At 69.4% G+C, this 24,244-nt stretch carries 22 protein-coding genes; 11 read left to right on the plus strand and 11 right to left on the minus strand.

Features of this window, described 5'->3' with window-relative positions:
• Positions 1-526, minus strand: a 526-nt coding sequence (locus tag ACCD06_RS27335) for a tetratricopeptide repeat protein (protein WP_413344834.1), incomplete at its 3' end; no start/stop codon positions are given.
• Positions 527-808: 282 nt separating this feature from the next.
• Here ACCD06_RS27335 and ACCD06_RS27340 point away from each other — a divergent pair.
• Positions 809-1,630: a sulfotransferase domain-containing protein gene (locus ACCD06_RS27340; protein ID WP_413344836.1), complete on the plus strand. Its 822-nt coding sequence runs from the start codon at positions 809-811 to the stop codon at positions 1,628-1,630.
• Positions 1,631-1,636: 6 nt separating this feature from the next.
• On the opposite strand, the gene ACCD06_RS27345 is transcribed toward ACCD06_RS27340, so the two are convergent.
• Genes ACCD06_RS27345 through ACCD06_RS27370 form a run of 6 tightly spaced genes read right to left on the minus strand, consistent with a single transcriptional unit; the run spans position 1,637 to position 8,259 of the window.
• Positions 1,637-2,443, minus strand: coding sequence for a class I SAM-dependent DNA methyltransferase (locus ACCD06_RS27345; RefSeq protein ID WP_413344838.1), 807 nt, complete (start codon positions 2,441-2,443; stop codon positions 1,637-1,639).
• Positions 2,440-3,543: a DegT/DnrJ/EryC1/StrS family aminotransferase gene (locus ACCD06_RS27350; protein WP_413344840.1), complete on the minus strand. Its 1,104-nt coding sequence runs from the start codon at positions 3,541-3,543 to the stop codon at positions 2,440-2,442. Before ACCD06_RS27350 ends, ACCD06_RS27345 begins: the two co-directional genes overlap by 4 nt.
• A gap of 35 nt (positions 3,544-3,578) precedes the next feature.
• Positions 3,579-4,010: a hypothetical protein gene (locus tag ACCD06_RS27355; RefSeq protein ID WP_413344842.1), complete on the minus strand. Its 432-nt coding sequence runs from the start codon at positions 4,008-4,010 to the stop codon at positions 3,579-3,581.
• Entirely contained in the window at positions 4,007-4,780 is a 774-nt protein-coding gene (locus ACCD06_RS27360) for a methyltransferase, TIGR04325 family (RefSeq protein WP_413344844.1), read from the minus strand. The genes ACCD06_RS27355 and ACCD06_RS27360 overlap by 4 nt, the downstream gene beginning before the upstream one ends.
• A complete protein-coding gene (locus ACCD06_RS27365; RefSeq protein WP_413344846.1) occupies positions 4,780-6,078 on the minus strand; it encodes a glycosyltransferase in 1,299 nt (432 codons plus the stop codon). The genes ACCD06_RS27360 and ACCD06_RS27365 overlap by 1 nt, the downstream gene beginning before the upstream one ends.
• A 36-nt stretch (positions 6,079-6,114) precedes the next feature.
• The gene (locus ACCD06_RS27370) at positions 6,115-8,259 is read right to left on the minus strand and encodes a hypothetical protein (RefSeq protein ID WP_413344848.1); all 2,145 of its coding nucleotides are present in this window, start codon (positions 8,257-8,259) and stop codon (positions 6,115-6,117) included.
• A 322-nt stretch (positions 8,260-8,581) separates the two neighbouring features.
• Here ACCD06_RS27370 and ACCD06_RS27375 point away from each other — a divergent pair, with 322 nt between their 5' ends.
• The 3 genes from ACCD06_RS27375 to ACCD06_RS27385 all read left to right on the plus strand — a co-directional run bounded on the left by ACCD06_RS27375 (position 8,582) and on the right by ACCD06_RS27385 (position 11,682).
• Positions 8,582-10,468, plus strand: a complete 1,887-nt coding sequence (locus ACCD06_RS27375) for a chloride channel protein (protein ID WP_413344850.1) — start codon at positions 8,582-8,584, stop codon at positions 10,466-10,468.
• Between the two features lie 201 nt (positions 10,469-10,669).
• Complete coding sequence (gene aqpZ, locus ACCD06_RS27380) at positions 10,670-11,410, plus strand: aquaporin Z (RefSeq protein ID WP_413344852.1); 741 nt, start codon at positions 10,670-10,672, stop codon at positions 11,408-11,410.
• A gap of 149 nt (positions 11,411-11,559) precedes the next feature.
• Positions 11,560-11,682, plus strand: a complete 123-nt coding sequence (locus ACCD06_RS27385) for a hypothetical protein (RefSeq protein WP_256379201.1) — start codon at positions 11,560-11,562, stop codon at positions 11,680-11,682.
• A 3-nt stretch (positions 11,683-11,685) separates the two neighbouring features.
• Here the strand turns inward: ACCD06_RS27385 and ACCD06_RS27390 are convergent, their stop codons facing one another.
• The gene (locus ACCD06_RS27390; RefSeq protein WP_413344854.1) at positions 11,686-12,888 is read right to left on the minus strand and encodes a helix-turn-helix transcriptional regulator; all 1,203 of its coding nucleotides are present in this window, start codon (positions 12,886-12,888) and stop codon (positions 11,686-11,688) included.
• Positions 12,889-13,079: 191 nt separating this feature from the next.
• On the opposite strand from ACCD06_RS27390, the gene ACCD06_RS27395 reads away from it, so the two are divergent.
• The 3 genes from ACCD06_RS27395 (at position 13,080) to ACCD06_RS27405 (ending at position 14,812) form a co-directional block, all read left to right on the plus strand.
• Positions 13,080-13,562, plus strand: a complete 483-nt coding sequence (locus tag ACCD06_RS27395) for a hypothetical protein (RefSeq protein WP_413344856.1) — start codon at positions 13,080-13,082, stop codon at positions 13,560-13,562.
• 80 nt (positions 13,563-13,642) lie between these two features.
• Complete coding sequence (locus ACCD06_RS27400; protein ID WP_413344858.1) at positions 13,643-14,140, plus strand: Mut7-C RNAse domain-containing protein; 498 nt, start codon at positions 13,643-13,645, stop codon at positions 14,138-14,140.
• 108 nt (positions 14,141-14,248) lie between these two features.
• Positions 14,249-14,812 (plus strand): D-glycero-alpha-D-manno-heptose-1,7-bisphosphate 7-phosphatase, encoded by a 564-nt coding sequence (locus ACCD06_RS27405; protein WP_413344860.1) that lies wholly within the window; start codon positions 14,249-14,251, stop codon positions 14,810-14,812.
• On the opposite strand, the gene ACCD06_RS27410 is transcribed toward ACCD06_RS27405, so the two are convergent.
• Positions 14,809-15,195, minus strand: coding sequence for a YkvA family protein (locus ACCD06_RS27410; protein ID WP_413344862.1), 387 nt, complete (start codon positions 15,193-15,195; stop codon positions 14,809-14,811). The genes ACCD06_RS27405 and ACCD06_RS27410 overlap by 4 nt on opposite strands.
• Positions 15,196-15,577: 382 nt before the next feature.
• Between ACCD06_RS27410 and ACCD06_RS27415 the strand changes: the two genes are divergently transcribed.
• Entirely contained in the window at positions 15,578-16,765 is a 1,188-nt protein-coding gene (locus ACCD06_RS27415; protein WP_413344864.1) for an acyltransferase family protein, read from the plus strand.
• 51 nt (positions 16,766-16,816) lie between these two features.
• On the opposite strand, the gene ACCD06_RS27420 is transcribed toward ACCD06_RS27415, so the two are convergent.
• Both ACCD06_RS27420 and ACCD06_RS27425 read right to left on the minus strand, forming a co-directional pair.
• The gene (locus ACCD06_RS27420) at positions 16,817-17,296 is read right to left on the minus strand and encodes a DUF411 domain-containing protein (RefSeq protein WP_413344866.1); all 480 of its coding nucleotides are present in this window, start codon (positions 17,294-17,296) and stop codon (positions 16,817-16,819) included.
• Between the two features lie 40 nt (positions 17,297-17,336).
• The gene (locus tag ACCD06_RS27425; RefSeq protein WP_413344868.1) at positions 17,337-19,541 is read right to left on the minus strand and encodes a heavy metal translocating P-type ATPase; all 2,205 of its coding nucleotides are present in this window, start codon (positions 19,539-19,541) and stop codon (positions 17,337-17,339) included.
• Positions 19,542-19,633: 92 nt separating this feature from the next.
• On the opposite strand from ACCD06_RS27425, the gene ACCD06_RS27430 reads away from it, so the two are divergent.
• The 3 genes from ACCD06_RS27430 (at position 19,634) to ACCD06_RS27440 (ending at position 24,236) form a co-directional block, all read left to right on the plus strand.
• Positions 19,634-20,080 carry a MerR family transcriptional regulator gene (locus ACCD06_RS27430; protein ID WP_413344870.1) on the plus strand — a complete coding sequence of 149 codons (447 nt, stop codon included), beginning with the start codon at positions 19,634-19,636 and terminating at the stop codon, positions 20,078-20,080.
• Between the two features lie 271 nt (positions 20,081-20,351).
• Positions 20,352-22,607: a response regulator gene (locus tag ACCD06_RS27435; RefSeq protein WP_413344872.1), complete on the plus strand. Its 2,256-nt coding sequence runs from the start codon at positions 20,352-20,354 to the stop codon at positions 22,605-22,607.
• A gap of 180 nt (positions 22,608-22,787) precedes the next feature.
• Positions 22,788-24,236, plus strand: a complete 1,449-nt coding sequence (locus tag ACCD06_RS27440) for an RNA-guided endonuclease InsQ/TnpB family protein (protein WP_413344874.1) — start codon at positions 22,788-22,790, stop codon at positions 24,234-24,236.
• The last annotated feature ends 8 nt before the right edge of the window (positions 24,237-24,244 follow it).

The following is a 24,244-nucleotide window of genomic DNA, read 5'->3' on the forward strand; positions in this document are numbered from 1 at the left end:
CATGGGGGGCCGCAAGATCGCACCAGCGCAGCGCTTCCTCATGGCGATCACGGATTTGGCCGGCCAGTTCGACGACGAGATCGGGCAGATGAGCGGCGGCGGCACGCGGACAAACGGCAAGCGCATGGGCGACGAGGGCGAGCGCATCGTCGGTCATTCCGTCGTCCCGGGCGGCCTCCGCCTCATCGACCAGCGCCCGTGCCAGGGCATCGGGGTCGCGGCCATGCGCCAACATTCCATGCGCCAGAACGGATCGCGCGCGCTCCGGGTCGCCCGCGTCCCGCAGCAGGCGGTTCAGGCGCAGCACGGATGCATAATGCCCCGGATCCACCGCCACCGCACGCTCGAACGCCGTCGTGGCGGCATCGCGGTCTCCCGAAGCCTCGAGCGCCACCCCCATCCGATGATGGTAGTGGGAGACGGTGGACCTGCGGATCTCCTCCCGCCAATTCTCGATGGCGATCCGGTCGAAGTCTCTCTCCTCTTCAGCTGAGGGATTCGGAAGTGACGATGCCGGTCGGCGCATCCGCGTCCTCATCCCCCTTCGCCGTACCGTTGGACACCAAATGCTGGTCAATATAACAATTATAATACATTCGAGCAATTCAGCCCGCATATTCAAAATTAGAAAGCCACAACCAGCAGCGCTTCATATGCGGAGTCTTCAAAAACTTGGGATTGCGAATATACAGGCCATGATAAAATCCAAACGAAGATTCCCCAAACCCGAAGGTTGTCGCGCGCCATGCCTTTTTCACTTTAGCGGCACCGGGGTGGGGTGTGATGTGATGGGGGGAGATGTCGATCCATGCGGGACCTGATCAGCCTTTCGGCCTTCCCGAAGTCGGGAGTCACCTATCTCGGATTCCTGATGTTTCACTGCCTGTTCGGCGACGCCGCCGAGATCGGCGACCTCGAAAGGAGATACGTGATCGACATTCACGCATGGCCGGCGCTGCGGTTCGCCATGCCGGAGGGACCCCGGATCGTGAAGTCGCATTTCCCGTTCGGACCGGACCGACCCGGCGTCGGGCGGACGGCCAAGGCGGTGTATCTGATCCGTCACCCCGTCGACGTCATGATGTCGGCGTGGGATTACCGCCGGTTCCTGAACCCCGCCGGGAACCCAGGCGCCGATGAAGGCGGCCCGGCCGATGGTCCCGCGTTCCGTCGCTTCGTCCATGGCTGGCTGACGACCGGCGGGGCGGAGTTCGAGGTCGCCGGGCCGTGGCGGCAGCATGTCCGCTCGTGGCTCGACCAGCGCGAGATCCCGGTGCATCTCGTCACCTACACCGATCTGGTCGATCACCCCGGCCGCGAACTGGCGGCCATCCTGCGCTTCCTCGACTTGCCGGTTCCGGCCGAGCGGCAGGCGATGGCGGTCGAACGCAGCGGGATGGCGGCGATGGCCGCGCTGGAAGCGGAGGAGGTCCGCAACCGGCGCGACGGCGTTTTCTATCGGCCCGAACTCGCGCGCAGCTATGAAGGCAGCCGCCGCTTCATCAACAAAGGCCATCGCGACTGCTACGCCACCCTGCTGACCGATGAGGAGCGGGCATTGGCCGACCGGACCTTCGGTGCCGAGATGTCTGCCTATTTCCCTGGCGGCAGCGGTGCGGGGGCGGGCTGAGCGGCGTCACGGCAGGGCACGCGCGACGCCGATCACGGTCCATGTCGTCTCGTCCGGCTCGCGGCCGATGTCCGGAAAGGCGCGGAGTGCCTCCAGCCGGAAGCCGCAGGCGGCAAGCGCCAGGCCGAGTTCCCGGTCGAAGAAGAAGCGCATGGTGTGAGTCTCCCGCTCCTCCCCGGCAACCCGGTCACCGGCGAGCCTCAGCACATGGAAATCGACCCGGCAAATCTGGGCCCGGATGTCGAGTTCCGACCGCGTGGTCCTGAGAATCCGCTCGTCCGCCTGGGAGACCGACCGCACCCGATCTCCCGGCCGCTGGGCGAGGACGGCGGGGCCGTACCAGACGTCGAAGAGGAAAAGGCCGGACGGCGGCAGATGGCGCCGGACCGAGGCCAGGGTGGCCAGCAGCGCGTCGTCGTCATACTGGTAGCCAAGCACGGCGAACATCATGATCGCCGCATCGAAGACCCGGCCGAGGCGAAGCGTGCGGACATCGGCCTCGATGAACTCGGGCGCGGCGACCGTCGCCCCGGCCATGTCCGTCGCCATCTCCGTCGCCATCTCCGCCGACTTCGCACGGGCGCGGGCGAGCATGGCCGGAGAGCGGTCCACCCCCGTCACGCGCAGCCCCCGCGCCGCCAGCGGCAGGGCATGCCCGCCGGTGCCGCAGCCGAGGTCCAGGACGCTCGCGACGGGGCCGTCCGCATGCAGGGCGAACAGATGCGCGATCAGATCGCTTTCACCCGCGTAATCCTTCCCGCCATACAGCGCGTCATAGACCGCCGCGTAGCCGGTTCCGAAAATCCCGCTCATGCCAGCACCCTCCGCACCGCGTCGGCGGCCAGTTCCAGGTCGGCATCGGGCAGGGTCAGGCCGGACGGCAGATACAGCGCCCGCCGCGCCAGCCTTTCCGCCACCGGATAGCGCTCCTCGCGGAACAGGCCGCGCTCCAGCAGGGCCGGCTGCTCATGCATGCCGAGGAAGAAGGGGCGGCTGTCCACCCCGAGAGCGCGCAGGCGGAGCGCGCATTCGGCCGCATCGAACGGCACCTCGTCATCCAGCACGATCCCGTACATCCAGTACACGCTGCGCGCCCAGGGGCGCTCGACCGGCAAGGCAAGCGGCAGTCCGGCCAGTCGCGCGCCATACTGCGCGGCGATGCGGCGCTTGCGGGCGATATGGTCGCCGATGCGCTCGACCTGGGCCAGACCGACGGCGGCCTGGAGGTTGGTCAGCCGGGCATTGACGCCCAGTTCGGTGTGAAGGAAGCGCCGGTCGCGGCGGAAACACAGGTTCCGCAGCGAACGCAGCCGGTCGGCGAGGGCGGGATCGTCGGTGACGACCATGCCGCCTTCGCCGGTGGTGACGATCTTGTTGGCGTAGAAGCTGAAGCAGCCGAGCGTCCCCAGTCCGCCGCAGCGGCGTCCGCGGTATTCGGCGCCGTGCGCCTCGGCGGCGTCCTCGACGATGTGGAGGCCGTGCCGCTCCGCCAATTCCCACAGGGGGGCCATGTCGCAGGGGTGGCCGAGGAAATGGACCGGCATGATGGCGCGGGTGCGCGGCGTGATCTTCGCCGCGACCTGATCGGGGTCGAGGCACCAGGTTTCCGGGTCGCTGTCGATCAGGACGGGCACGCAGCCGGCCTCGATGATCGCCACCGCGCAGGAGATGATCGTGCAACTCGGCAGGATGACCTCCGACCCGGGCTCAAGGTCGAGCGCGCGCATGGCGAGCTGGAGGGCGGCGGTGCCGCTGGACACGGCGATACCGTGCGCCGTGCCGCAATACTCCGCCCAGCGGCGCTCGAACTCCGCGATGAATCGCCCTTCCGAGGAGATCCAGCCGGTCTCGACGGCTTCGCGGACGTACTCCAGTTCCCTGCCGTCCAGCAACGGCTCGCTCACGACGATCACGGGAGACCTGTCCTTTCCCTGCCGGCCGGCGGCGCTCACTGTTCCATCACGATGCGCTCGGGACCGGCTCCCTCGAAGCAGCTCTTGTCGGCGCCGCCGGCGAAGGGGCCTTGCTTGACCTCGACCATTTCGACCTCCTCGATCACCTGGAAACCGTGTCCGCCCGACGCGAGAAGGATGACGTCGCCGGCCCGCAGAAGCCGGCTGTGCAGATAGGTCCGGCCGCCGTCGTAGAAATCGACCCGCAGAAGCCCGCGCCGGATCAGCAGGACCTCCTGGGTGTAATCGACCTGCCGATGCACCGGGTTGTGCAGGTGGGGCGTGATGGTCTTTCCCGTGGGGTGGCGCATGAAGGCCAGCTGCTGCGAGAAGCTGGTCGGCGTGAAGAAGGTGATGCCCGGCTCGCGGAATTCGGCACGGACGATGATCGCCAGGGTGCGGCCGTCATGGTCGATGGTCTCGATCATGGCGGCGGCATCCGGGCGGGGGCGGAGACGGGAACGGGGTGGCGGGAAAGCAGCATGCCGATGAACGACAGCTCGCTGCCGTCGTCCAGCCCGTGCCGCCCGTCGAAATCGTCGCTCCAGCGCATGACGGTGGCGTGCGTGGCGCCGATGAGGCGACGCCAACGCTCCTCGGAGAAGCACCAGTGCGGCACCGACACCCCGGCCTGGAGAAGTCGCAGATCCTGCACCGTGCAAAGGTCGGCCGTCACCGGCTCCGCCGCCTGCCGGACGGGAAAGCGGTTCATCACCATGTGGCGGTGCGGCCGGCTTGCCAGCCGGGCGAAGACCGCTTGCGGATCGGGCAGATATTGCAGCACGCCCGAGACCAGGATCAGGTCGTGGTCCCGGCCCTCCAGGGCGTCGAGCTTATCATGGAAGCGCAGGCCGTCGCCGGCGAACCGTTCATTGCCGGCCTGCGCCAGGGCCGGGGTTTCCACCACGTCCCACTCCAGCCGGACGGCCTCCCCCAGGATGGCGGACAGCACGGCATGCCCGTTTCCCAGCCCGCCGCCGAAGTCGCAGACGTTCAGCCGGCCGTCGAAGCCTCCCCCGCGCACCGCTGCGGCCAGAAGTGCGGCGGCAAGCTGCTGGAACAGGGGAGTGAGCACCCCGTCCCAGCGGAAGGCCGACCGCGCCTCCACCAGCCTCGCCACCACCCGCGGATCGTCGTAGGTCTGGGTACCCCGCCGGGCCGCGGCATGGTCGCCGTAGAGGCCGCTGAACAGGCCCATCACCCTGCTCCCCCGGCTTCTTGCGGCCATGCGATCGGATAGGCGGGGGTGCGGCGGGTGCGGACACGGTCCACCGCCTCGTCCAGGATGCTCCGCAAGCGCGACAGGAAATCCTCATGCCGGTAGCCGGCAAGGCAGCGGGCGCCGTTTGCGGCCAGGGTGGCGGCCAGGGCATCGTCATGCCACAGCCTGCGCATGGCATCGGCCAGCGAGACCGCATCGCGCGGATCGATGTAGAGGGCACCGTCGCCGAGCTGGTCGCGGATGCTGGGCAGATCGCTGACGATGACCGGCCGGCCGAAGCTCCAGGCTTCCAACGGTGGCATGTTGGTGGGACCGAAGAAGGTCGGCATGACCAGCCCGGCCGACAGGCTGTAGAGCGCCGGCATGTCGCGGTCGGGCACGAATCCCAGATAGTGGATGCGGTCGCGCACCCCCAGCCTGTCCGCCAGGGCCATCACATCGATGAAATTCCGCGCCCGCCATTTCTCCGTATAGCTTCCGGCGAACACCACCCTGACGGCTTCATCGCCATCATCGGCAAGACGGGCGAGCGCCTCGACGATCAGGCAGTGGTTCTTGTGCATCCAGAACTGCGCCGGATAGAAATAATAACGCTCCGGCAGACCGTACCGCGTCCGGACCCTGGCGAGGTCCCTCTGCGTCGGCGGGCGGGAGCGGCGGGCCGGCGGAAAGAAGGGCAGCACCCGGATGCGGTCGCCGTCGATCAGGTCGCCGTAGAAGCGGAGCACGTCCTGCCGCCCCGCCTCGGAATCGACCAGGACCAGAGTGGCGTAGCGGCAGATCGTCCGGTAGGCCTGCTCCCGCAGGGCGGCGATCCCGTCGGCGCTGACCTCGGGAAACTCCGGCTGGAGGCGGTGCTGCAGGTCGTGGATCGGCACGATGAAGGGGACCAGCGCCTCCGGCCCGATCAGCGACGGGTGGAGGGTGAGCAGAAGGTCGATGTCCTCCTCGCGCAACGCCTGTCCCATGGCGGTGTTCAGCACGATCTCGTCGGTCGGGGGTGGCGGGCGGCCACCCTCGCCATCCGTCGACAGATAGGATTCGGGCGGCCCCTGATGAATGTCCAGATCGCCCAGCGGCAGGATCGGCAGCCGGCCGTAGTGGAGATGGCGGGACTGCAGGATCCCACGCAGGCTTTCGCCGGCGGGATTGACGCAGACCAGATCATAGGGGACCTGCGGGGTCAGGTCCGACAGGGCGTCCAGCAGCGACGCCTCGTACTGGAAGCCACCTCCGGCCGAGGCGGGAAATCCCCGGTAGACACCGACACGCATGCTCGGACTCCTCACTGGTCTCTGCGGCCCGATCCTTCAGGCCGGCTGCGCCGGTGCGTCCCGCAGCCTCCGCGACGCCTCCGACCGGATGTGCCGCACGATGAACGGGTATGCGTTGTAGGGATCGGCGATGCCGACCCGCAGCAGGCGCTTGGCGATCTCCGAGACATATTGGCTGGAGATGATCACCGTCGCAGCGCACAGCGTGTCGGCGACGGCCTCCGGTGTCGTCACGGTCAGATCCCACGCGGTTCCCTTGCGCATCCCGTCGAGAAAGCCGGCCAGTGTCAGGTTTTCCCATTTGCCGAGCGCCATCTGCAGGATGCGCCCGCCGCGCGACGCGCCATAGAGATAGATGGGCCGGTCTCCGGGAAGGGCCGCGAAGTCCGCATCCCGGCACAGGCGCGGCAGGCGTGCGGCGAATTTCGGATCGAAGTCGAAGTAGCAGGTCACCTGCTCCGGAGGCGGTGACGGTGCGGCCGTGGCGGCGGACGGGACGGGCGTGAGGGCGGTCAGGCGGCAAAGCCGCTCCTGCTCTTCGGCCAGCCCGGCATCCGCCCGGTCGGCGGCGCGCATGGTGAGCAGGCCGCTGCATCCCAGGGGCGCCTGCGCGGCGACCCGATGGGCCAGGAAGGCGGCCGCCGCGTCGCCAAGCTCCGGATCGCGGCGCAGGAGGGTTTTCAGACGCTCCCGCCGCATCAGAAGGCTCGCCGGATGCAGGGTGGCCGCGGTGGATGCGGGGCAGGCGGTGTCGATGGCGCCAAAGCCGATGGCGGTCGGCCGCAGTTCCGCCTGGTACAGTTCCACCATCTCCTCCGGCAGCATCGGCTGGAGCGCCCCGCCATGGACGGCGTCGACGCCAAGGTCCTCAGCCGCGGCCAACAGCGTCGCGACATGGTTGGGAAAGGGCCGCGCCCCGGGCGGCAGGATGCCGACCCACTCGGCGTCGGTGGCCCGCAACCCGGCCCACAGGCGGGAGCCCGACGGTCTTCCCGCTTCCGTGCGCAGGACGCGCAGGGAGGCAAGCCGGCGGACGAGCCTGTCCGGGACGGTCTCCCGCATGCCGTCCGGCAGGACGAGCACCACGCCGACGGCGCCGGCCGTCTGCCCGGCCACCGCCTCCAGCCGCTGCAGGGCGTCGTCCCACCCACCCTCATCGACCGGCAGCACCAGATCGACGGGAACCGGCGGTGCTGCGCTGCCGGCGGGCGTCAGACCAAGCCTCGGCCGGGCGTCGGCGACGAGGTCGGGGAGGGGATCGAACAGCACCTCGAGGCTGAATTTTTCCAGGAAGATCGCCTGCGCGTCGCGCGCCATCGCCCGTCCGCGCGCCGGGTTGGCCCGTGCCCAGGCGACATGGGCGAGGATCTGCTCGGCCGTCTCCAACTCGCCGGCGGTGGTGTCGACATAAAGGACGCTGTCGCCGAAGGCCTCCATGATGAAGGGATGGTGGCCGGCGATGGTCAGCGCCCCGGCCGCCGACAGTTCGAAGATGCGCATGTTCGGGATGCCGGTTTCGACATGCGGCTGCAGATGCAGGCACAGCCCCATCCCGCAGGCATTGGCACGCTCGATCACCGAATGCCCGTCGAACGGCAATTCGCCGCTGAAGGCATCGGCCAGATGCTCCCACCGGTCGCGGCGGCCGTGCAGCGCCAGCACGCCTGCCTGCGCCAGCAGGCTCAGCATCAGCGGGAAACGCCGGCCGTCCCAGTTGGAGCCGATGTAGAACAGCCGGCTGTCCGGACCCAGCCTCGGCTCCAGCGCCAGTGCGGGAGAACTGGGATACATCGGGGTGGTCACCAGCGGGCGCGCAGTCGGCCAGAACAGGTCGGCCATCCGCCGCCGCATCCCCTCGTTGACGGTGAGCCAGCCGTCATAGGACCGTTCGTTCTGGGCGAAGAACCGGTGCGAGGCGTGGAACTGCGGCGGGTTCCAGTCGCATGCCATGGTCAGGTGCCGGGTCAGCTTCGGCGTGACCTGGGGATGCAGCGACACGACCAGATCGGGGTCGAAGGTCTCGATCTCGGCCGCGCGGCGGACGATGGCGGCCTCCCAACCCTTGGCACCCAGGGCGGACAGCATGCGCAAGGACAGCTCGCGTTCAGCCCACTCGGCGTTCACGGCGAAAGGTTCGAACAGCGCGACGCGCAGCCCGCCGTTGACGCGCCTGCCGGTCACCACGCGCGCCTTGCGTTGTCCGCAGCAGGAATCGTGGCTGGATGCAGTGATTGCATGAACCGGGCGCGCTCTCAACTGTTGGGCCGGATGGGCGGCCGGGGCAACTGCGGGCGTACGAACATGCTCGGCGCCGGCATATTAATAAAAGATGAATACGCGAGTATTCCCCCGCTGCAGGCCAAACCGCGAGCGGGGGACGAGGGCTGGGGGACGAGGGCTGGGGGCAGGCGGCCGGGAGTTTGTCGTTGCGTCCGGCACCGGCGCCGCTTAGATGCCGGGAACGTCCGCCCGTCCCGGGGGGCTCCAACAGCCGCGTCCCGCCATGTCCCTGCCCCCCATTCCCCTTCTTCCCAAACGGAAGGACGCGGGCGACCGGCCGTCCGAACATCCCGGATCCCTGCACCCCGTCCCGGAGGGCCGTCACGGCGGCTGGTTCCGCAGCCGCCTGTTCCTGCTCCGCGCCCTGGCCAGCCGGAATGTCCGCGACAATGATTTCGCCATCGTCGCCCTCGGGGTGGTTGCCGCGGCGCTGATCGCCGGCGGGGTCGCCCTGCTCCAGAAAGCCGTCGGGCTGCTGCATTCGGTGCTCTTCGATCTTCCACGCGGCGCCCATCTGAGCGCGGGGGTGGCCATCGGCCCGTGGCAGCCGCTGATCATCCCGATGGTCGGCGGGCTGGCGCTCGGCATTTTCGGCAGCTTCGCCCGGCGCCTGCGGGCGAAGGACATCGTCGACCCCATCGAGGCGAACGCGCTCTACGGCGGCACGATGTCCCTGCTCGACAGCCTTCGCTTGGCCGCCTCGACCTTGGTGTCCAACGCCTTCGGCGCCTCGGTCGGCATGGAGGCGGCCTACACCCAGGTGGGGGCGGGCGTCACCTCCACGGCCGGGCAGGCCGTCAAGCTTCGCCGCGCCGACCTGCGGATCCTGGTCGGCTGCGGCGCCGCCGCCGCCATCGCCGCCGCGTTCAACGCCCCGCTCGCCGGGGCCTTCTATGCCTTCGAACTGGTGATCGGCAGCTACACGCTCGCCGCCCTGGCGCCGGTCAGCCTGTCCGCCATCACCGCTGGCATCATCACCCGCTGGACCAGCGGCCACGACACCATCTTCGCCGTCTACGACCCCGTCAGCGTGGGGCCGAGCGACTATCCCTTCTTCGTCCTGGTCGGCATCGGCGCCGCCATCCTCGGCATCGCCACGATGAAGGCGGTGACGCTGGCGGAACGGCTGTTCCGGGCGGCGCATGTTCCCGGCTGGCTCAGGCCGGCCGTCGGGGGCCTGCTGGTCGGCGCGATCGCCATGCTTTTCCCGCAGGTGCTGGGCAGCGGCCACGGCGCGATCCAGCACAACATCGTCCTCGGCTATGACGGGGTCATTCTGGCGGCCCTGCTGGCCGCCAAGGTCATCGCCTCGTCCATCTCCCTCGGCGCGGGCTTCCGCGGCGGGCTGTTCAGCTCTTCGCTGTTCCTGGGCAGCCTGTACGGCAGCCTCTTCGTGAAGATCGCCGGCTGGCTGCTGCCCGACGTGGGCATCCATTATACCGCCTTCATCCTGGTCGGGATGGGGTCGGTCGCCGCCGCCATCGTCGGCGCCCCGCTCACCATGGTCATGCTGGTCCAGGAGGCCACCGCCGACTTCCCCGTCACCCTCGGCGTGCTCACCAGCGTGGCGGTCGCGACGATGATCGTGCGCCGGATGTTCGGCCATTCCTTCGCCACCTGGCGCTTCCACCTGCGCGGCCTGCCCATACACGGCGCGCACGACATCGGCTGGATCGAGAACCTGACGGTAGGACGAATGATGCGCCGCGACGCCAAGAGCGTTCCCGCCTCCATGAGCCTCGCCGAACTGCGCCGCATGTTTCCGCTCGGCAGCGCCAAGCAGGTGTTCGTGTTCGACGAACGCGGGGCCTATGCCGGCATCGTCACGCTCTCCGCCGTGCATGATCCGACCCTGCAGGAGGACATGGAGCAGCGCACCGCCGGCGACCTCGCCCGGGCGGCGGATGCCGTCCTGCTGCCGGGGCAGAATGTGCGCAGCGCCCTCAAGCTCTTCACCGACACGGAGGAGGAGAGCCTTCCCGTCGTGGAGAGCGCGACGACGAAGCGGCTGGTCGGCTATCTGACGGAAGCCTACGCGCTGCGCCGCTACAACCAGGAACTCGAACGCAAGCGTGCGGAGGAATTGGGCGAACGGCACCTCTTCGGCTGACGGATGCGCATTGGTGCGGACCGGAACCGTAAAAGGGCCGCGCCGTCGGCAAGTCCAGAGCTGCTTTTTCCACCACCCTGTTCTTCTGCCACACCCCACTGCCCAAACGCGCGAACTCCCTCCCGCCGGGGTGGATTTATCCTCGTGTCCATACCGGCGTCCACCGGCCTTCGGCAACCCTGACAGCAGTGGGAGGTTGGCATGAGTATGATAAGGCGCAGCTCCGCCGAGTTTCTCGGGACATTCTGGCTGGTCTTCGGCGGCTGCGGCAGCGCCGTGCTCGCCGCCGCCTTTCCGCAGGTCGGGATCGGACTGCTGGGTGTCTCCCTCGCCTTCGGCCTCACCGTCCTGACCATGGCCTATTCCATCGGCCACATCTCCGGCTGCCACCTGAACCCGGCGGTGACCGTCGGGCTGTGGGCCGGCGGGCGGTTCCCGGCCAAGGACATCCTGCCCTACGTGCTGGCCCAGCTGGTCGGAGCCTTCGCGGCGGCCCTGGTCCTGTATGTCATCGCCACCGGAAAGGCCGACTACAGCCTGGCCGTCAACGGCCTCGCCGCCAACGGGTACGAGGCGCATTCGCCCGGCCAGTACGGCATCACCTCGGCCCTGGTGATCGAGCTGGTGCTGACCTTCTTCTTCGTGCTGGTGATCCTGGGCTCCACCGACCGGCGGGCGCCGGCCGGCTTCGCGCCGCTGACCATCGGCATGGCGCTCGTCCTCATCCATCTGATCAGCATCCCGGTGACCAACACGTCGGTGAACCCGGCGCGCAGCACCGGTCCGGCGCTGGTGGTCGGCGGATGGGCGCTGCAGCAGCTCTGGCTGTTCTGGATCGCCCCGCTGGCCGGCGGACTGGCGGGCGGACTGGCCTACCGCGCGCTTGCCGAGGAGGAGGCAGCGAAGCCCGCCATCACCGGGCAGGCGAAAAGCTCCACCTGAAGCGCATCCGATCGAGGGGACCGGTTCGCAAGAGCCGGTCCCGGATGACCTGTCCTGGATAGCCCGCCCCGCATAGCCCGCAGATGTCGCAACGCCCCGCCGCCGTCCACTGTTATTCAGGCAGGACAGACGGCGCAGAAGGCGTATCCATGCGGCAGTTCGACCCCGATTCCAATCCGATGACCGAGGCCGATTACGGCATCGTGCTGGGCCTGTTCATCGGCATCTATCTCGGCCTCCTGGTGGTGTCGGCGCTGCCCTTGTTGGCCTGACCCTCACGGCCCCTCCGGCAGCATCAGGCAGCGGTTGACCAGATTCATCAGCTCGCTCTGGCGGCTGGTTCCGGTCTTGGCGAAGATGCTGCGCAGCTGGCTGCGCACGGTGCTGATCGCCACGCCGCGGCGGTCGCCGATCTCCGCCGGGGTCAGGTCGGCCAGCAGGTCAGCGACCAGGGCGGCCTCCACCGGCGTCAGGCCGAACAGTCCGCCCAGCCGCGCGCCCAGCCCCGGCGCCACGGCGGCCGGGTCGACGATGTAGACCGCCGCACGAATGCGGGCGCCGTCTCCTCCCCCGCCGCCGGCATCGCCGAACGGCCCCGCCGCCTCGGGCGACAGCGGCAGAACGGTCAGCAGATAAGGCGCCCGGCCGGACGGGCGCGACACCCGGAGGTCGGCCGCCTCGCCCCGGCGCGCAGCCGCGGTCCTGGCGCCCGCCGACACCGCCGCCTCCAGCGCATGGGCAAGCCGGCGCGCCTCGGCCCCCTGTTCGGCCTGCAGACGCCCCTGCCGAAGCTGCAGCCCGTCCCGCGCGTCGACCATCGCCTGTCCGGCCCGGTTCAGGCAGAGGATCCGCCCGGCGGCGTCGAGCAGGGCGACCCCCATCGGCAGGCGGTCGATCATCCGGCCGCTCCACAGGACGTCCTCCTCCCGGCCATCCTGGCGCGCCCACAGCCGGACGCGCAGCCGCATCGCCCGCTGAAGATGCGGGGCGCAGCCCTGCAGGAGCCGCACCGTTTCGTCGGGGAAGGGGGAGGCGTCGGCCGACCGGTAGAGGCTCAGCACCGGCTGCACCGGCGCCAGTTCGCCACCGTCGGACAGGGCGAGCGCGCACAGCCGGCCCATGCCGTGATCCCGCAGAAGTTCATTGAAGAAGGCGGAGCGCCGCAGCACCGCGTCGGACACCAGTTCCTCGCCGCGGCGGACCTCGCAGCGGCTCAGCAGGCCACGCGCCGCCGCCGCGTTCGCCCAGACGTCGCGGTGACGGAAATGGGTGGTGTAGTCGCTCAGCTGCCTGTCCGTGATGTTGTGGCGGGCCCACAGCGCGGTGGCCCGGCTGTCGTGATGGGGGGCGGTGGTGAACAGGAAGCCGTGCGTCGCATCGGTCAAGGCGCAGAGCCGTTCCAGGATGCCGCCCCAGCGCTCCGGGAAAGTCACCGCGTCGTAGATGTCCTCGATCAGTGACTCCGCAGCCTGCGCCATGGGGAAAATCCTCCGCTCATGGACAATTTTCTGTAGGCAATCGCCCGCGCTCAAGACCAATCGGTTGCGTATGACAATCGGCCGAGCGTTTCGTCCGTCATGTGAAGGATGCGGCCGCTGGGATTTTCCTCAAAAGTCATCGGATTGCCCCCTGCCGGAAACAGGAGCCATCGAAGCGGAGCAAGGTCCCCATGACGAACGACTGCGGAATGGAAGACGCCGTCCTGCCGGCGACCGGCGGGTCGGCCATGCGCAGGGACGGAGACCGGGTGCGCTGGGCACTGGTCGCCGACCACAGTCCGTTGCTGCGCGAGGGGTTGCGGCTTTATCTGGAAACGCTGGGGTGGCGGGTCGTGGCGGGCGGCACGATGGACGAAGGGCTGGCGCTGCTGGCGCGTGGCCACCTCGTTCCCGACCTGATCGTGGTGGGGGAGGCGGGTGCGGAACGCCGGGAAGCTTGCGGGGCGTGGCCGTCGGCCTTCGACCGGCTGGCGGCGATGCGCGGTGCCGTACGCCCCGTCCTGTTGTCGATCGCCGCGGCGAACCATGACTTGACGGTCCGGGCCCGCGACCGCGGCTTCGAGGCCATCCACATCGACATGCCGCCGCTGAACCTGGAAGAGCTGCTGCTGGGCTGCGTTCGCCGGATCGAGCGGGGCGAGGTGCGGCGATGAGATGATGGCGCATAATTGAATATATATTTTCATGAAACCATATCATCTTATCGATGAGTGATCTGCTTTGTTGACGGGGCATGGACTGGTTCTGTGACGAGATGCTGGGCCGGCTCGCCCGCCTGCTGCGGGCCGCCGGCCATGACACCGCCCTGGCGCCGGCCGGCACAACCGACCGGACGCTGCTCGACCGGGCGCGGGCGGAAGGGCGCATCCTGTTGACCCGCGACCGTCGGCTGGCCGAGACCGCCGGCCGGCACGGATGCCTTCTGCGCGGCCAGTCGGTGGAGGAGCAGGCCCGCTCGCTGACCGCCGCCTTTCCGGTCGATTGGCTGCAGGCCCCCTTCACCCGCTGCCTGATCGACAACTGCCTGCTGCACCCGGCGGCGCCGGACAGGCTGGCGGAGGTCCCGCCGGGCGCCCGCGGCCTGACTGCTCCGTTCGGCAGTGCCTCCGACGGAAGTCCTTTGACGAGTTGCCCGTGCTGCGGGCGGCTCTATTGGGCGGGCAGTCATGTCCGCCGCCTGACCGGCACCCTCCGGCGGCTGGCGCAGGCCGGGACGCCGTATCCGGGTTGATGTATCCGGATTGACAACGGCGGCGCCTGGGCGGCTTTTCAACCAGACCGAACCGCAAGTTTGCCACCGCGAGAAAGACGGCCCGCCTTCATCATGCCCCTCTCTATCATGCCAGACGGGTCACACCCGGCCCCGAACACCAATCGCCGCAGAGCCGCCTTCTTCGACCGTGACGGCGTGCTGAACGAGGACATCGGCTTCGCCCATCGTCCCGACCAGATCACCTGGATGCCGGGGGCAAGGGAGGCGGTGAAGCGGCTGAACGATGCCGGCTTTCTGGTCTTCGTCGTCACCAACCAGGCCGGCGTCGCCCGCGGTCTCTACAGCGAGGAGCATGTGCGGACCCTGCATCACTGGATGCAGCAGGAACTGCACGCCGTCGGCGCCCATGTCGACGCCTTCTACCACTGCCCGCACCATCCCGAGCATGGCGAGCCGCCCTACCGGACCGACTGTGCTTGCCGCAAGCCGGAACCCGGGATGCTGCTGCAGGCGATGGCCGAGTGGCCGGTGGAGCCGAAGGGCAGCTTCCTGATCGGCGACCGCGACACCGACCTGCAGGCGGCCCAGCGGGCGGGCATCGAAGCCACGCTCTACCGCGGCGGCGACCTCGACGCCATCGTCGCCGGCATCCTGGCGCGCTCCACGGGCGGCATGACGGCGGGCGGCTAGGACAGCCAGCCTTCGACCGACGGCACCAGCCACCGCCACAGCAGGGCGCCCGCCGCCAGCCAGAGGGCGATCATGACCATGGCGGCGGCGACGCTGACCGGGCGGGCGGGTCGCCGCGCCGCGGCGGCCCGGTGTTCGGCCAGAAGCTCCGGCGGGATGAGGCGGACGACCAGCAGGAGGCCGAGCGGCACGATCAGCAGATCGTCCAGATAGCCGAGCACCGGGATGAAATCGGGGATCAGGTCGATCGGGCTCAGCGCATAGGCCGCGACCGCCATCGCCAGGAGGCGGACAGGCCAGGGGGTGCGCGGGTCGCGCGCCGCCAGATAGACGGTCAGCACGTCGCGCTTAATCGCGCGCGCCCATGTCTTCGCAGCTGCCATTGCCGCCGGGAGCATCATCCGGCGCCGGACCGGCCTCGTCCGGCCACGATCCCGTCGACGCCTCCAAGGGGGCCCCCACGCGGATGGCAGCCGGCCCGTTTCAGGCGCTTGTCGATGTCGGGAGGGGAACGGTGCGTGCTCATGCCGCCGATCCTATCCTCCGGAGTGGATATTTCAACACGCTGGACCGGGATGTCCGGGATCACCCGAACGGGAGGGGCACTGTGCCGGTGGTTTTGGAGCAGGGCCGCCATGGGTAGTCGGCGATCCTTCGGAATAAACCTCCCGCGTCCTTTTTTACCCCCCGCAATCGGTCGTAGGTTTTGTTGCCATTTCGAACAGTTTTCCAAGAAACGCCTTTGAACATCACCCGGAGGTTCCCATGCGGTTCCCGGTGCTCGACGGCTGGCGTGGCCTGTGCGCGTTATGCGTTGCGCTGTACCATTTGCACAGCATCGATCATTTCCACATGTTCGACTTCGTGCGCGGCAGCTATCTTTTTGTCGATTTCTTCTTTGTTTTGAGCGGCTTTGTCATCCTCCACGCCTATTCCGGCCGCATCGGCGGCGGGAAGTCGGCCGGGACCTTCCTGGTCCGGCGGTTCGGCCGGGTCTGGCCGCTGCATGCGGCGGTGCTGCTGGCCTTCGTGGCGCTGGAATGCGTGAAGGCGGTCTCCGGACCATCCGGCGGCCATGTTGGAACCGCCGCCTTCACCGGGACCTATGCCCCATCGGCCCTGGTCAGCAACCTCGCCCTGGTCCATGCGCTGGGGGTGGAGGATCAATGGACCTGGAACATCCCGAGCTGGTCGATCAGCGCGGAGTTCTTCGTCTACATCACCTTCGCCCTCCTCTGCCTGACGGTGCGCCGGCCGAGGGTGTTGGCCGTGGCGATGGTCACGCTCGCCGTCGCCGGTGCCCTGGTGGTGATGCGCTTTTCCGCCAATTACATCGACACCAGCATCGACTACGGCTATTTCCGCTGCCTCTACGGCTTCTTCACCGGCTGCCTCGTCTACCGGCTGTATCAGGCGGCCGCTAACAGGCGCACCGATAAAGCCGTGTCCCGGCTTGCCGGCGGGCTGGCCGAGACGGGGGCGCTGCTGGCGGTGGTGGCCTTCGTCTCGGCCGCGGGGGGCAACGCCCTGTCGCTGGCGGCGCCGCTCCTGTTCGGGCTGGTGGTGTGGGTGTTCGCCTTCGAAGCCGGGCCGGTCTCCCGCCTGCTGGCGACCTCGCCCTTCCAGCGGCTGGGCGCCTGGTCCTACTCGATCTACATGGTGCATGCCCTGCTGATCGCCGTGCTGCAGAAAGGCACGACGGTGATGCAGGGGGTCCTCGGCCGGCCGCTGTTCGTCGAGCGCGAGGTGGAGGGCGGCAGCGACCGGCTGCTCTCCTTCGGCGACGCCTGGGTGATGGATCTGGTGAGCGGCGGCTATCTGCTGGCGGTGATCGTCCTGTCGGCCCTGACCTACCGCTTCATCGAACTGCCGGGGCAGGCGATGGTCAACGGCCTGCTGGTCCGGTCGCGCAAAGCCGCGCCGGCCAGCCCACCAATGGCCGAGGCGGCCTGAACGCCGCCCCGGCCATCACCCCTGGCCATCATCCGGGACGCATCGGACCCGTCAATGACGGGCGAAGACCTGCGGTCCGCCGGCGGCACCGAACAGCATGACCTGATAGGGCTGGCCGACACCCATGTCCATGCCGGGGGCGTCCTGCGGCATGCCCGGGACCGCCAGCCCGCGGGCCTGCGGCCGTTCGGCCAGAAGCCGCCGCACGTCGTCGGCCGGCACATGGCCCTCCAGCACATAGCCGCCGACCCGCGCCGTGTGGCAGGAGGCGAGGTCGTCCGGCACGCCGACCATGCGCTTCATCGGCGTCACGTCGTCGACGGTGTGGACGGTGACCTCGAAACCGGCGGCGCGCATGTGCCGCACCCAGCCCTCGCAGCATTCGCAGCTCGCGGCCTTCCAGACCTCCACCGCGGCCCCTTCGGCAGGAACGGCGGCGCGGACCATGCCCGGCAGCCCCATCGACCCGAGGCCGAGCGCCAAAACGGCTATCGCCGCCCCCCGCATCATCGTCCGCCGCGTCATGCTCATGGAATTTCTCCTAACGAAATCAGATCTCTGGTCCGGGCGTTCAGGGACGGACGGACAGAAGGCGCAGGGCGTTGGCGGTGACCAGCACGGTGGCGCCGGTGTCCGCCAGGATCGCGGGCCACAGCCCGGTGACGCCCAACACGGTGGTGAGCAGGAAGACAGCCTTCAAGCCCAAAGCCAATGCGATGTTTTGCCGTATGTTGGCCATGGTGCGGCGTGACAACGCCACCATCGCCGCCACGTCGCCGACCCGGCCGTGCAGGATGGCGGCGTCGGCCGTCTCCAGCGCCACGTCGGTGCCGCCGCCCATCGCGATGCCGACATCGGCGGCGGCGAGCGCCGGGGCGTCGTTGATGCCGTCGCCGACCTTCGCCACCCGCTGCCCATCGGCCTGGAGGCTGCGGACGATGCGCAGCTTGTCCTCCGGCAGCAGCTCGGCATGTGCCGTCATGCCCAACGCTCCGGCGACCGCCCCGGCGGTCCGGGCATTGTCGCCGGTCACCATCAGCGAGCGGATGCCGGCGCGGTCCAGCGCCGCGATCCCGCTGTGGGCGTCGGGGCGCGGCTCGTCGCGCATGGCGATCAGACCGGCGGCAATGCCGTCCATCAGCAGGACGGAGACCGTCTTGCCCGTCCCGGCGAAGGCGGCGGCCTGCTCCGCCTGCGCAGGCCTCAGGGCGGATGCGGCGGCCTGGGGCGACAGCAGCGCCACCATACGGCCGGCCACCCGGCCGTTCAGCCCGGCGCCGGGGAGTACCGTCACCTCGCCGGCCGCGGGTGGGGCGATGCCGCGTTCTGCCGCCGCGGCCAGGATGGCGCGGGCCAGCGGGTGGCTCGACCCGGCTTCCAGCGCCGCGGCGTCGGCCAGCAGCTCCGCCTCGCCGGCGCCGAAGGGAACCAAGTCGGTGACGCGGGGCCTGCCTTCCGTCAGGGTGCCGGTCTTGTCGAAGGCGACGGTGGTGATGCGGCCCAACGCCTCCAGCACGGCGCCGCCCTTCAGCAGCAGCCCGCGCCGGGCGCCGTTCGACAGGCCGGCGGCGATGGCCGCCGGGGTGGAGATCACCAGCGCGCAGGGACAGCCGATCAGCAGCACCGCCAGGGCGCGGTAGATCCACTCCGTCCAGCCGCCGCCGAAGGCCAGCGGCGGCACCAGGGCGACCAGGGCCGCCACGCCGACGATGCCCGGCGTGTAGAGGCGGGCGAAACGGTCGATCAGCCGTTCGGTCGGAGCCTTGCTCGCCTGCGCCTCCTCCACCAGCCGGACGATGCGGGCGATGGTGTTGTCGCGCGCCGCGGCGGTGACGCGGACGCGCAGCGCGCCGTCGGCGTTGATGGTGCCGGCGAAGACCGCATCGCCCTCGCTTTTGGGCTTCGGCACGCTCTCGCCGGTGACGGGGGATTCGTCGACGGCGCTGCGGCCGGACAGCACGATGCCGTCGGCCGCCACCCGGTCGCCCGGCCGCACCAGGATGACGGAGCCGACGGCCAGCCCGGCGGCGGGGACGGCCTGCGGGGCGGCGCCGTCCTGCTCCAGCAACGCCGTGTCGGGGACGAGTGCCGTCAGGCCGCGGATGCCGGCCCGCGCCCGGCCGGCCGCCACCCCCTCCAGCAGTTCGCCGATCAGGAAGAGGACCAGGACCGTCGCCGCCTCCTCCACCGCGCCGATCAGCAGGGCGCCGACGGCGGCGACCGTCATCAGCATCTCGATGGAGAAGGGGGTTCCGGCCCGTGCCGCCGCCAGGGCGCTGCGCGCCACCGGGACCAGCCCGACCATCAGCGCCAGCGGGAAGGCCCAGGGCTCCGTCGCCGGCACCAACAGGCCGAGCACCGTCGCGGCGGCCAGAGCCGCACCGGCCGCCACGGTCAGCCGAACCTTGCGCCCGCGCCACCAGGACGCCTCATCCGCATCGCCGTGGGAGTGGGAATGGGCCTCAGTCCCGCAGCATCCCCCGCCGCAAGCAGCATCCGGGCCGTCCGCGACCGGATCGGCGGGGGCGGCGCCATAGCCGAGCGCGGCCAGCGGGCGGACCACCGCGTCGGCACCCAGCGTGTCGTCGTGCGAGACGGCGACCGTGCCGGCGGGCACCGACACCCGCACCTCGCGGACCCCCGGCACCCGGCGCAACGCTGTCTCGATCTTGGCGGCGCAGGATCCGCAATCCATGCCGGAAACCCGGTAGCGGCTGGTGTGCAGGGCGGTGCCGGCCTGCGTACCGGACAGCGGTTCGGGACTGGATCCGTACATGGTGGAGGCTCCTCGATCATGGCCGGTTGCCGGCAGCTCCCCCGGAGCCTAAATCCTCCAGCGACTGGAGGATCAAGAGGGAAATGCCGACCATGTCCAGCCTGCCCACCGCCTCACCCGCCGCCCTGAGCATCGGCACGCTCGCCAAACGGACCGGCGTGAAGGTCCCGACCATCCGCTATTACGAGAGCATCGGCCTGCTGCCGGAGGCGCCGCGCACCGGCAGCAACCGGCGCAGCTACGACGACAGGGCGGTCAACCGGCTGCGCTTCATCCGCCACGCCCGCGAGCTGGGCTTCGAGGTTGAGGCGATCCGCCAGCTGCTGGCAATGGCCGACGATCCGGGCCGGCCCTGCCGGGACGCCGACCAGTTGGCCCACATCCATCTGGCCGAGATCGAGTCCCGGATCGCCCGGCTGGAGGCCCTGCGCGACGAGGTGCGGCGGATGGTGGAGGGCTGCGCCCAGGGCCAGGTGCGCAGCTGCCACGTCATCGAGGTGCTGGCCGACCACGCCCATTGCCTGCACGACCGGCATTGACGGAAAAGCCCCATCCGGGACGAAGCGCCGCAGCGGACAAACGCGCCCTATGACCTGCAGCCGGTTGCCCGGTGGACGGCGGCGTCTATAGTCACGCTTATGCAGTGTCGAAACCATCCATGCTTCCGGACGGCGAACGCCACATTGGCCGTCACTTGGCCCATCACGGGGGGAAGCGGATCGACATGGCGATGGCAGCGGGAACAGAGTCGGGAACAGGGTTTGTGATGCATGCGGGCGCGGCGGTAAGGGCGGATCGGAAGCGGGCGTCATGCTGCAGCTTTTGAGAACCAACCGTCCGCTCCAGCGCATCGGGGCGCTCGGCGTGGCCGTGCTGGCGGTGCTGTGCGGCGGTACCGCGATCGTCCTGAACCGGCTGCATGACGAGACGCTGGCCGAAGCCACGCTGGGCCTGCGCACGCTCAACGCCTCGCTGGCCGAGCAGACTGCCCGCGCCATCGAAGGGATCGACCTGACCGTCGGCGGAATCGCCGAGCAGATTCCGCTTGAGAACCGGCGCAGCCTCGAAGCCTTCAAGCGGCTGCGCTTCGAGCGGCAGGTTTATGAGATCCTGAAGGCCAAGGCGTCCAGCCTGCCGCAGATGGAGGCCCTGAGCCTGGTCGCCGCCGACGGCAATCTGGTGAATTTCACCCGCCAGTTCCCGGCTCCGACACTCGACCTGTCCCAGCGCGACTATGTCCTGGCGCTCAAGGATGCCGATCCCGGACAGGCCTATGTCAGCCGCCCGACAAAGAGCATGGTCACCGGGGAGTGGACGCTCTACATCGCGCGGCGCGTGAACACCCCCGACGGCGGGCTGGCCGGTCTGGTGGTCGGGGCCATCCGCCTGTCCTATTTCGAGCAGTTCTACCGCAGCCTGCATGTCGAACCGGGCAGCGGCTTCAGCCTGTGGTGGCGCGACGGCATGCTGCTGGCACGTTTCCCGCCGGTGCCCGAAAAAGTCGGGACCATCGCCACCAGCCCCGGCGTCGCCGAGCAGATCGCCCGTTTCGACACCGGCACCTACGCAACGCCGCGCTCGATCGACGGCAAGGACCGCATCCTGTCCTTCCAGGTTCTGCGCAACTACCCGCTGGTCGTCGGGGTCAGCCGGACGCGGACGGAGATCCTGGCCCGCTGGAAGAGTCAGGCGGTCGTCATCGCCGGCGCCGGGCTGGTCAGCGCGGTGGCGCTCGCCCTGATGCTGTGGGCGATGGCGCGCCAGTTCCTGGCCTACGAGACCGCCAACCGCGCGCTCAGCGAGCGCCGGCAGGCGGTCGAGGCCCGCGACGAGGCGGAGGAGCATGTCCGCCAGCTGCAGAAGATGGAAGCGCTGGGCCAGCTGACCGGCGGCGTCGCCCACGACTTCAACAACCTGCTGCAGGCGGTGCGCTCCAGCCTGCACATGCTGGAGGCCGGCGGCGAGCTGCGCGGGGCGGAGAGCCGCCGGGCGGTGGAGGTGGCAAGCCAGGCGGTCGACCGCGGCGCCACCCTGACCCAGCACCTGCTGGCCTTCGCCCGCCGCCAGCGGCTGGCGCCGGCGCCGGTCGACCTTGGCGCCCAGGTGGCGGGGATGGCGACGCTGCTGGAACGCACGCTGGGCGGCGCCATCCGCATCCGCATCGACCGCGACACCGGCGTGCCGCCGGCGCTGGTCGATCCCCACCAGTTCGACATCGCCCTGCTGAACCTCGCCATCAACGCCCGCGACGCCATGCCGGACGGCGGCACCCTGACCATCGCCGTGACCAGCCTGTCGGTGGAGATGGGAAAGGACGCGGAGACGGGGACGGGCGACGGGATCTCTCCCGCCGTGGCACCCTCTCTGGCGCCAGGCGGCTATGTCGCCGTGACCGTGCGCGACAGCGGCACCGGCATGCCGCCGGACGTGCTGGCGCGGGCCTGCGACCCCTTCTTCACCACCAAGCCGGTCGGGCAGGGCAGCGGTCTGGGGCTGAGCATGGTGCATGGACTGACCGCGCAGTCCGGCGGCGGCATGCGCCTGGAAAGCCATCCCGGCCTCGGCACCGCGGTGACGCTGTACCTGCCCCACGCCCCGGTTCCGGCGGACGGCGGGTCGGACGCGCCCGACGAGACCGCCGCCGGAAACCGGCCGTCGCCCGTGCCGTCCGCCGCCCTGTCCGACGCCCAGGCCGCCACCCAGGCCGCCACCGTGCGCGTGCTGCTGGTCGAGGACGACGCCCTGGTCCGCATGGCGAATGCGGCGGTGCTGGACGAGGCCGGCATCATGGTGTCGGAGGCCTCCAGCGGCGAGGAGGCTTTGGCGCTGCTGGAGGCGGACGAGGGGATCGGCGTCCTGGTCACCGACTTCGCCATGCCCGGCATGACCGGCGCCGACCTGACCCGCCTCGTCCGCCGTCACCGCCCCGGCCTGCCGGTCCTGATCGTCACCGGCTATGCCGAGAAGGCGGTGCTGCAGGATCTGGGGCGCGAGCCCGGCATCCGCATCCTGTCCAAGCCGATCCCGCCGGCGGCCCTGATCGGGCACATCATGGAGGCGCTTTAGGAAGCCCGCGTTACCGGAACGCGCCGTAAAGCCCCGTTCTTCAGGACGGGGATATAAGGCGCCATCCGGACATCAAAGACGCCAGCGTTTCTGATGCCCGGATGCATTTTGTTCTTGATGTGTTCTAGACTGGCATGGCAGCATGCCAGACGCCTGAAATAACCCAGGTGTGCCCACATCATGCTGATCCACAGGGGCTTCCGCTATCGCGCCTATCCCAGCCCGGCCGCTCAGGTCATGCTGGCGCGCTGGTTCGGCTGCGCCCGCGTGGTCCACAACCTCGGCCTCGATCAGCACCGCATGTTCTTCCGCAAGGGTCGGTCCTTCGGCTACACCAAGCAGACCGCCGACCTGCCGGCGCTCAAGGCCGAGTTCCCCTGGCTCGCCGAATGCTTCAGCCAGTGCCTCCAGCAGGCCCTCAAAGACCTCGACCATGCCTTCCAGCGCTTCTACACGGGCCAGGGCGGCTACCCCCGGCCCTGGAAGAAGTTCGAGGATGACAGCCTGCGCTTCCCGCAGATGACCCGCACCGACGCCAAGACCAGCAAAGTCGTGGACATGGTCGCGCTGACGCGCGACGGCATCCACTTTCCCGGCGGCCTTGGCTTCATCCCGGTCTGTTTCCACCGGCCGCTGGAGGGTACGCCCAAGCACGTCACCCTGCAGCGCCAGGGGCGCACCTGGTGGGTATCAGTGTGCTGCGAGATTGAGGTCACCACGCCGCGGCCTCTCGGCCACGACACGCTGCTCAAGGGCTTCACCGGCGTCGACTTCGGCGTGGCCAACGCCTACACACGCGCCGACGGGCATGTCTACACCGTGTCCGGCGAGACGGATGGCGAAGCCAAGCGGCGCTTGCGCCTGGAACGGCGTATCGCGCGGGCGGTCGAGGCCCGCAAGGCGCACGGTCGGATCAACCGGTCGCGGCGGGAAATGAAACTGCGAGAGTCCTTGCGGGCGCTGGACCAGCGGGTCCGGCGCCGACGGGATGACGCGTTGCACAAGATCACGAGCGACCTGGCCCAGAACCACGGCCTGATCGGCATCGAGGACTTGCGCATCGCGACCATGACGGCCAGTGCCCGCGGCTCGGCCGAAGCACCGGGCCGCAAGGTTGCCCAGAAGGCCGGGCTGAACCGTGGCCTTCTCGGCAACGCCTTCGGCAAGTTCCGGCGCATGCTGACCTACAAGGCCGGCTGGTACGGAGCGGCGGTGGTGGCGATCGAACCGGCTTGGACGAGCCAGATCTGCTCGGAATGCCATCGGCATCCGAAGGACAGCCCGGAGACGGCGCATTTGCCGCATAGCCGGACCAGCCAGGCCGAGTTTGTCTGCCCGCTGTGTGGCTTTGCCTGTCATGCCGATGTGAACGCGGCGCGTAACATCGAGCGGCTGGCAACGCGGGAGTTCCTGCGCCGAGTGGATAGCGCAGAGTATGCGGCCAAGCCGGCGCCGGCGAAGCGGAAGAAGACACTGTCCGGGCTCTCAGCGAAGCCAAAGGCTTCGCCTGCCCCCTCTCGGACGCGAGATCAAGATCCTGCCGGAGGACGTCCGGTGGCAGCGCGGGGAGCCCGAGGCGTGAGCCAGGCGAAGAACCGCGACGTCTCCGTCAGCCGTAAGGCTGGCTGAGAGAAGCC

Source organism: Azospirillum sp. CT11-132 (genome assembly GCF_047302835.1).
Classification (GTDB): domain Bacteria; phylum Pseudomonadota; class Alphaproteobacteria; order Azospirillales; family Azospirillaceae; genus Azospirillum.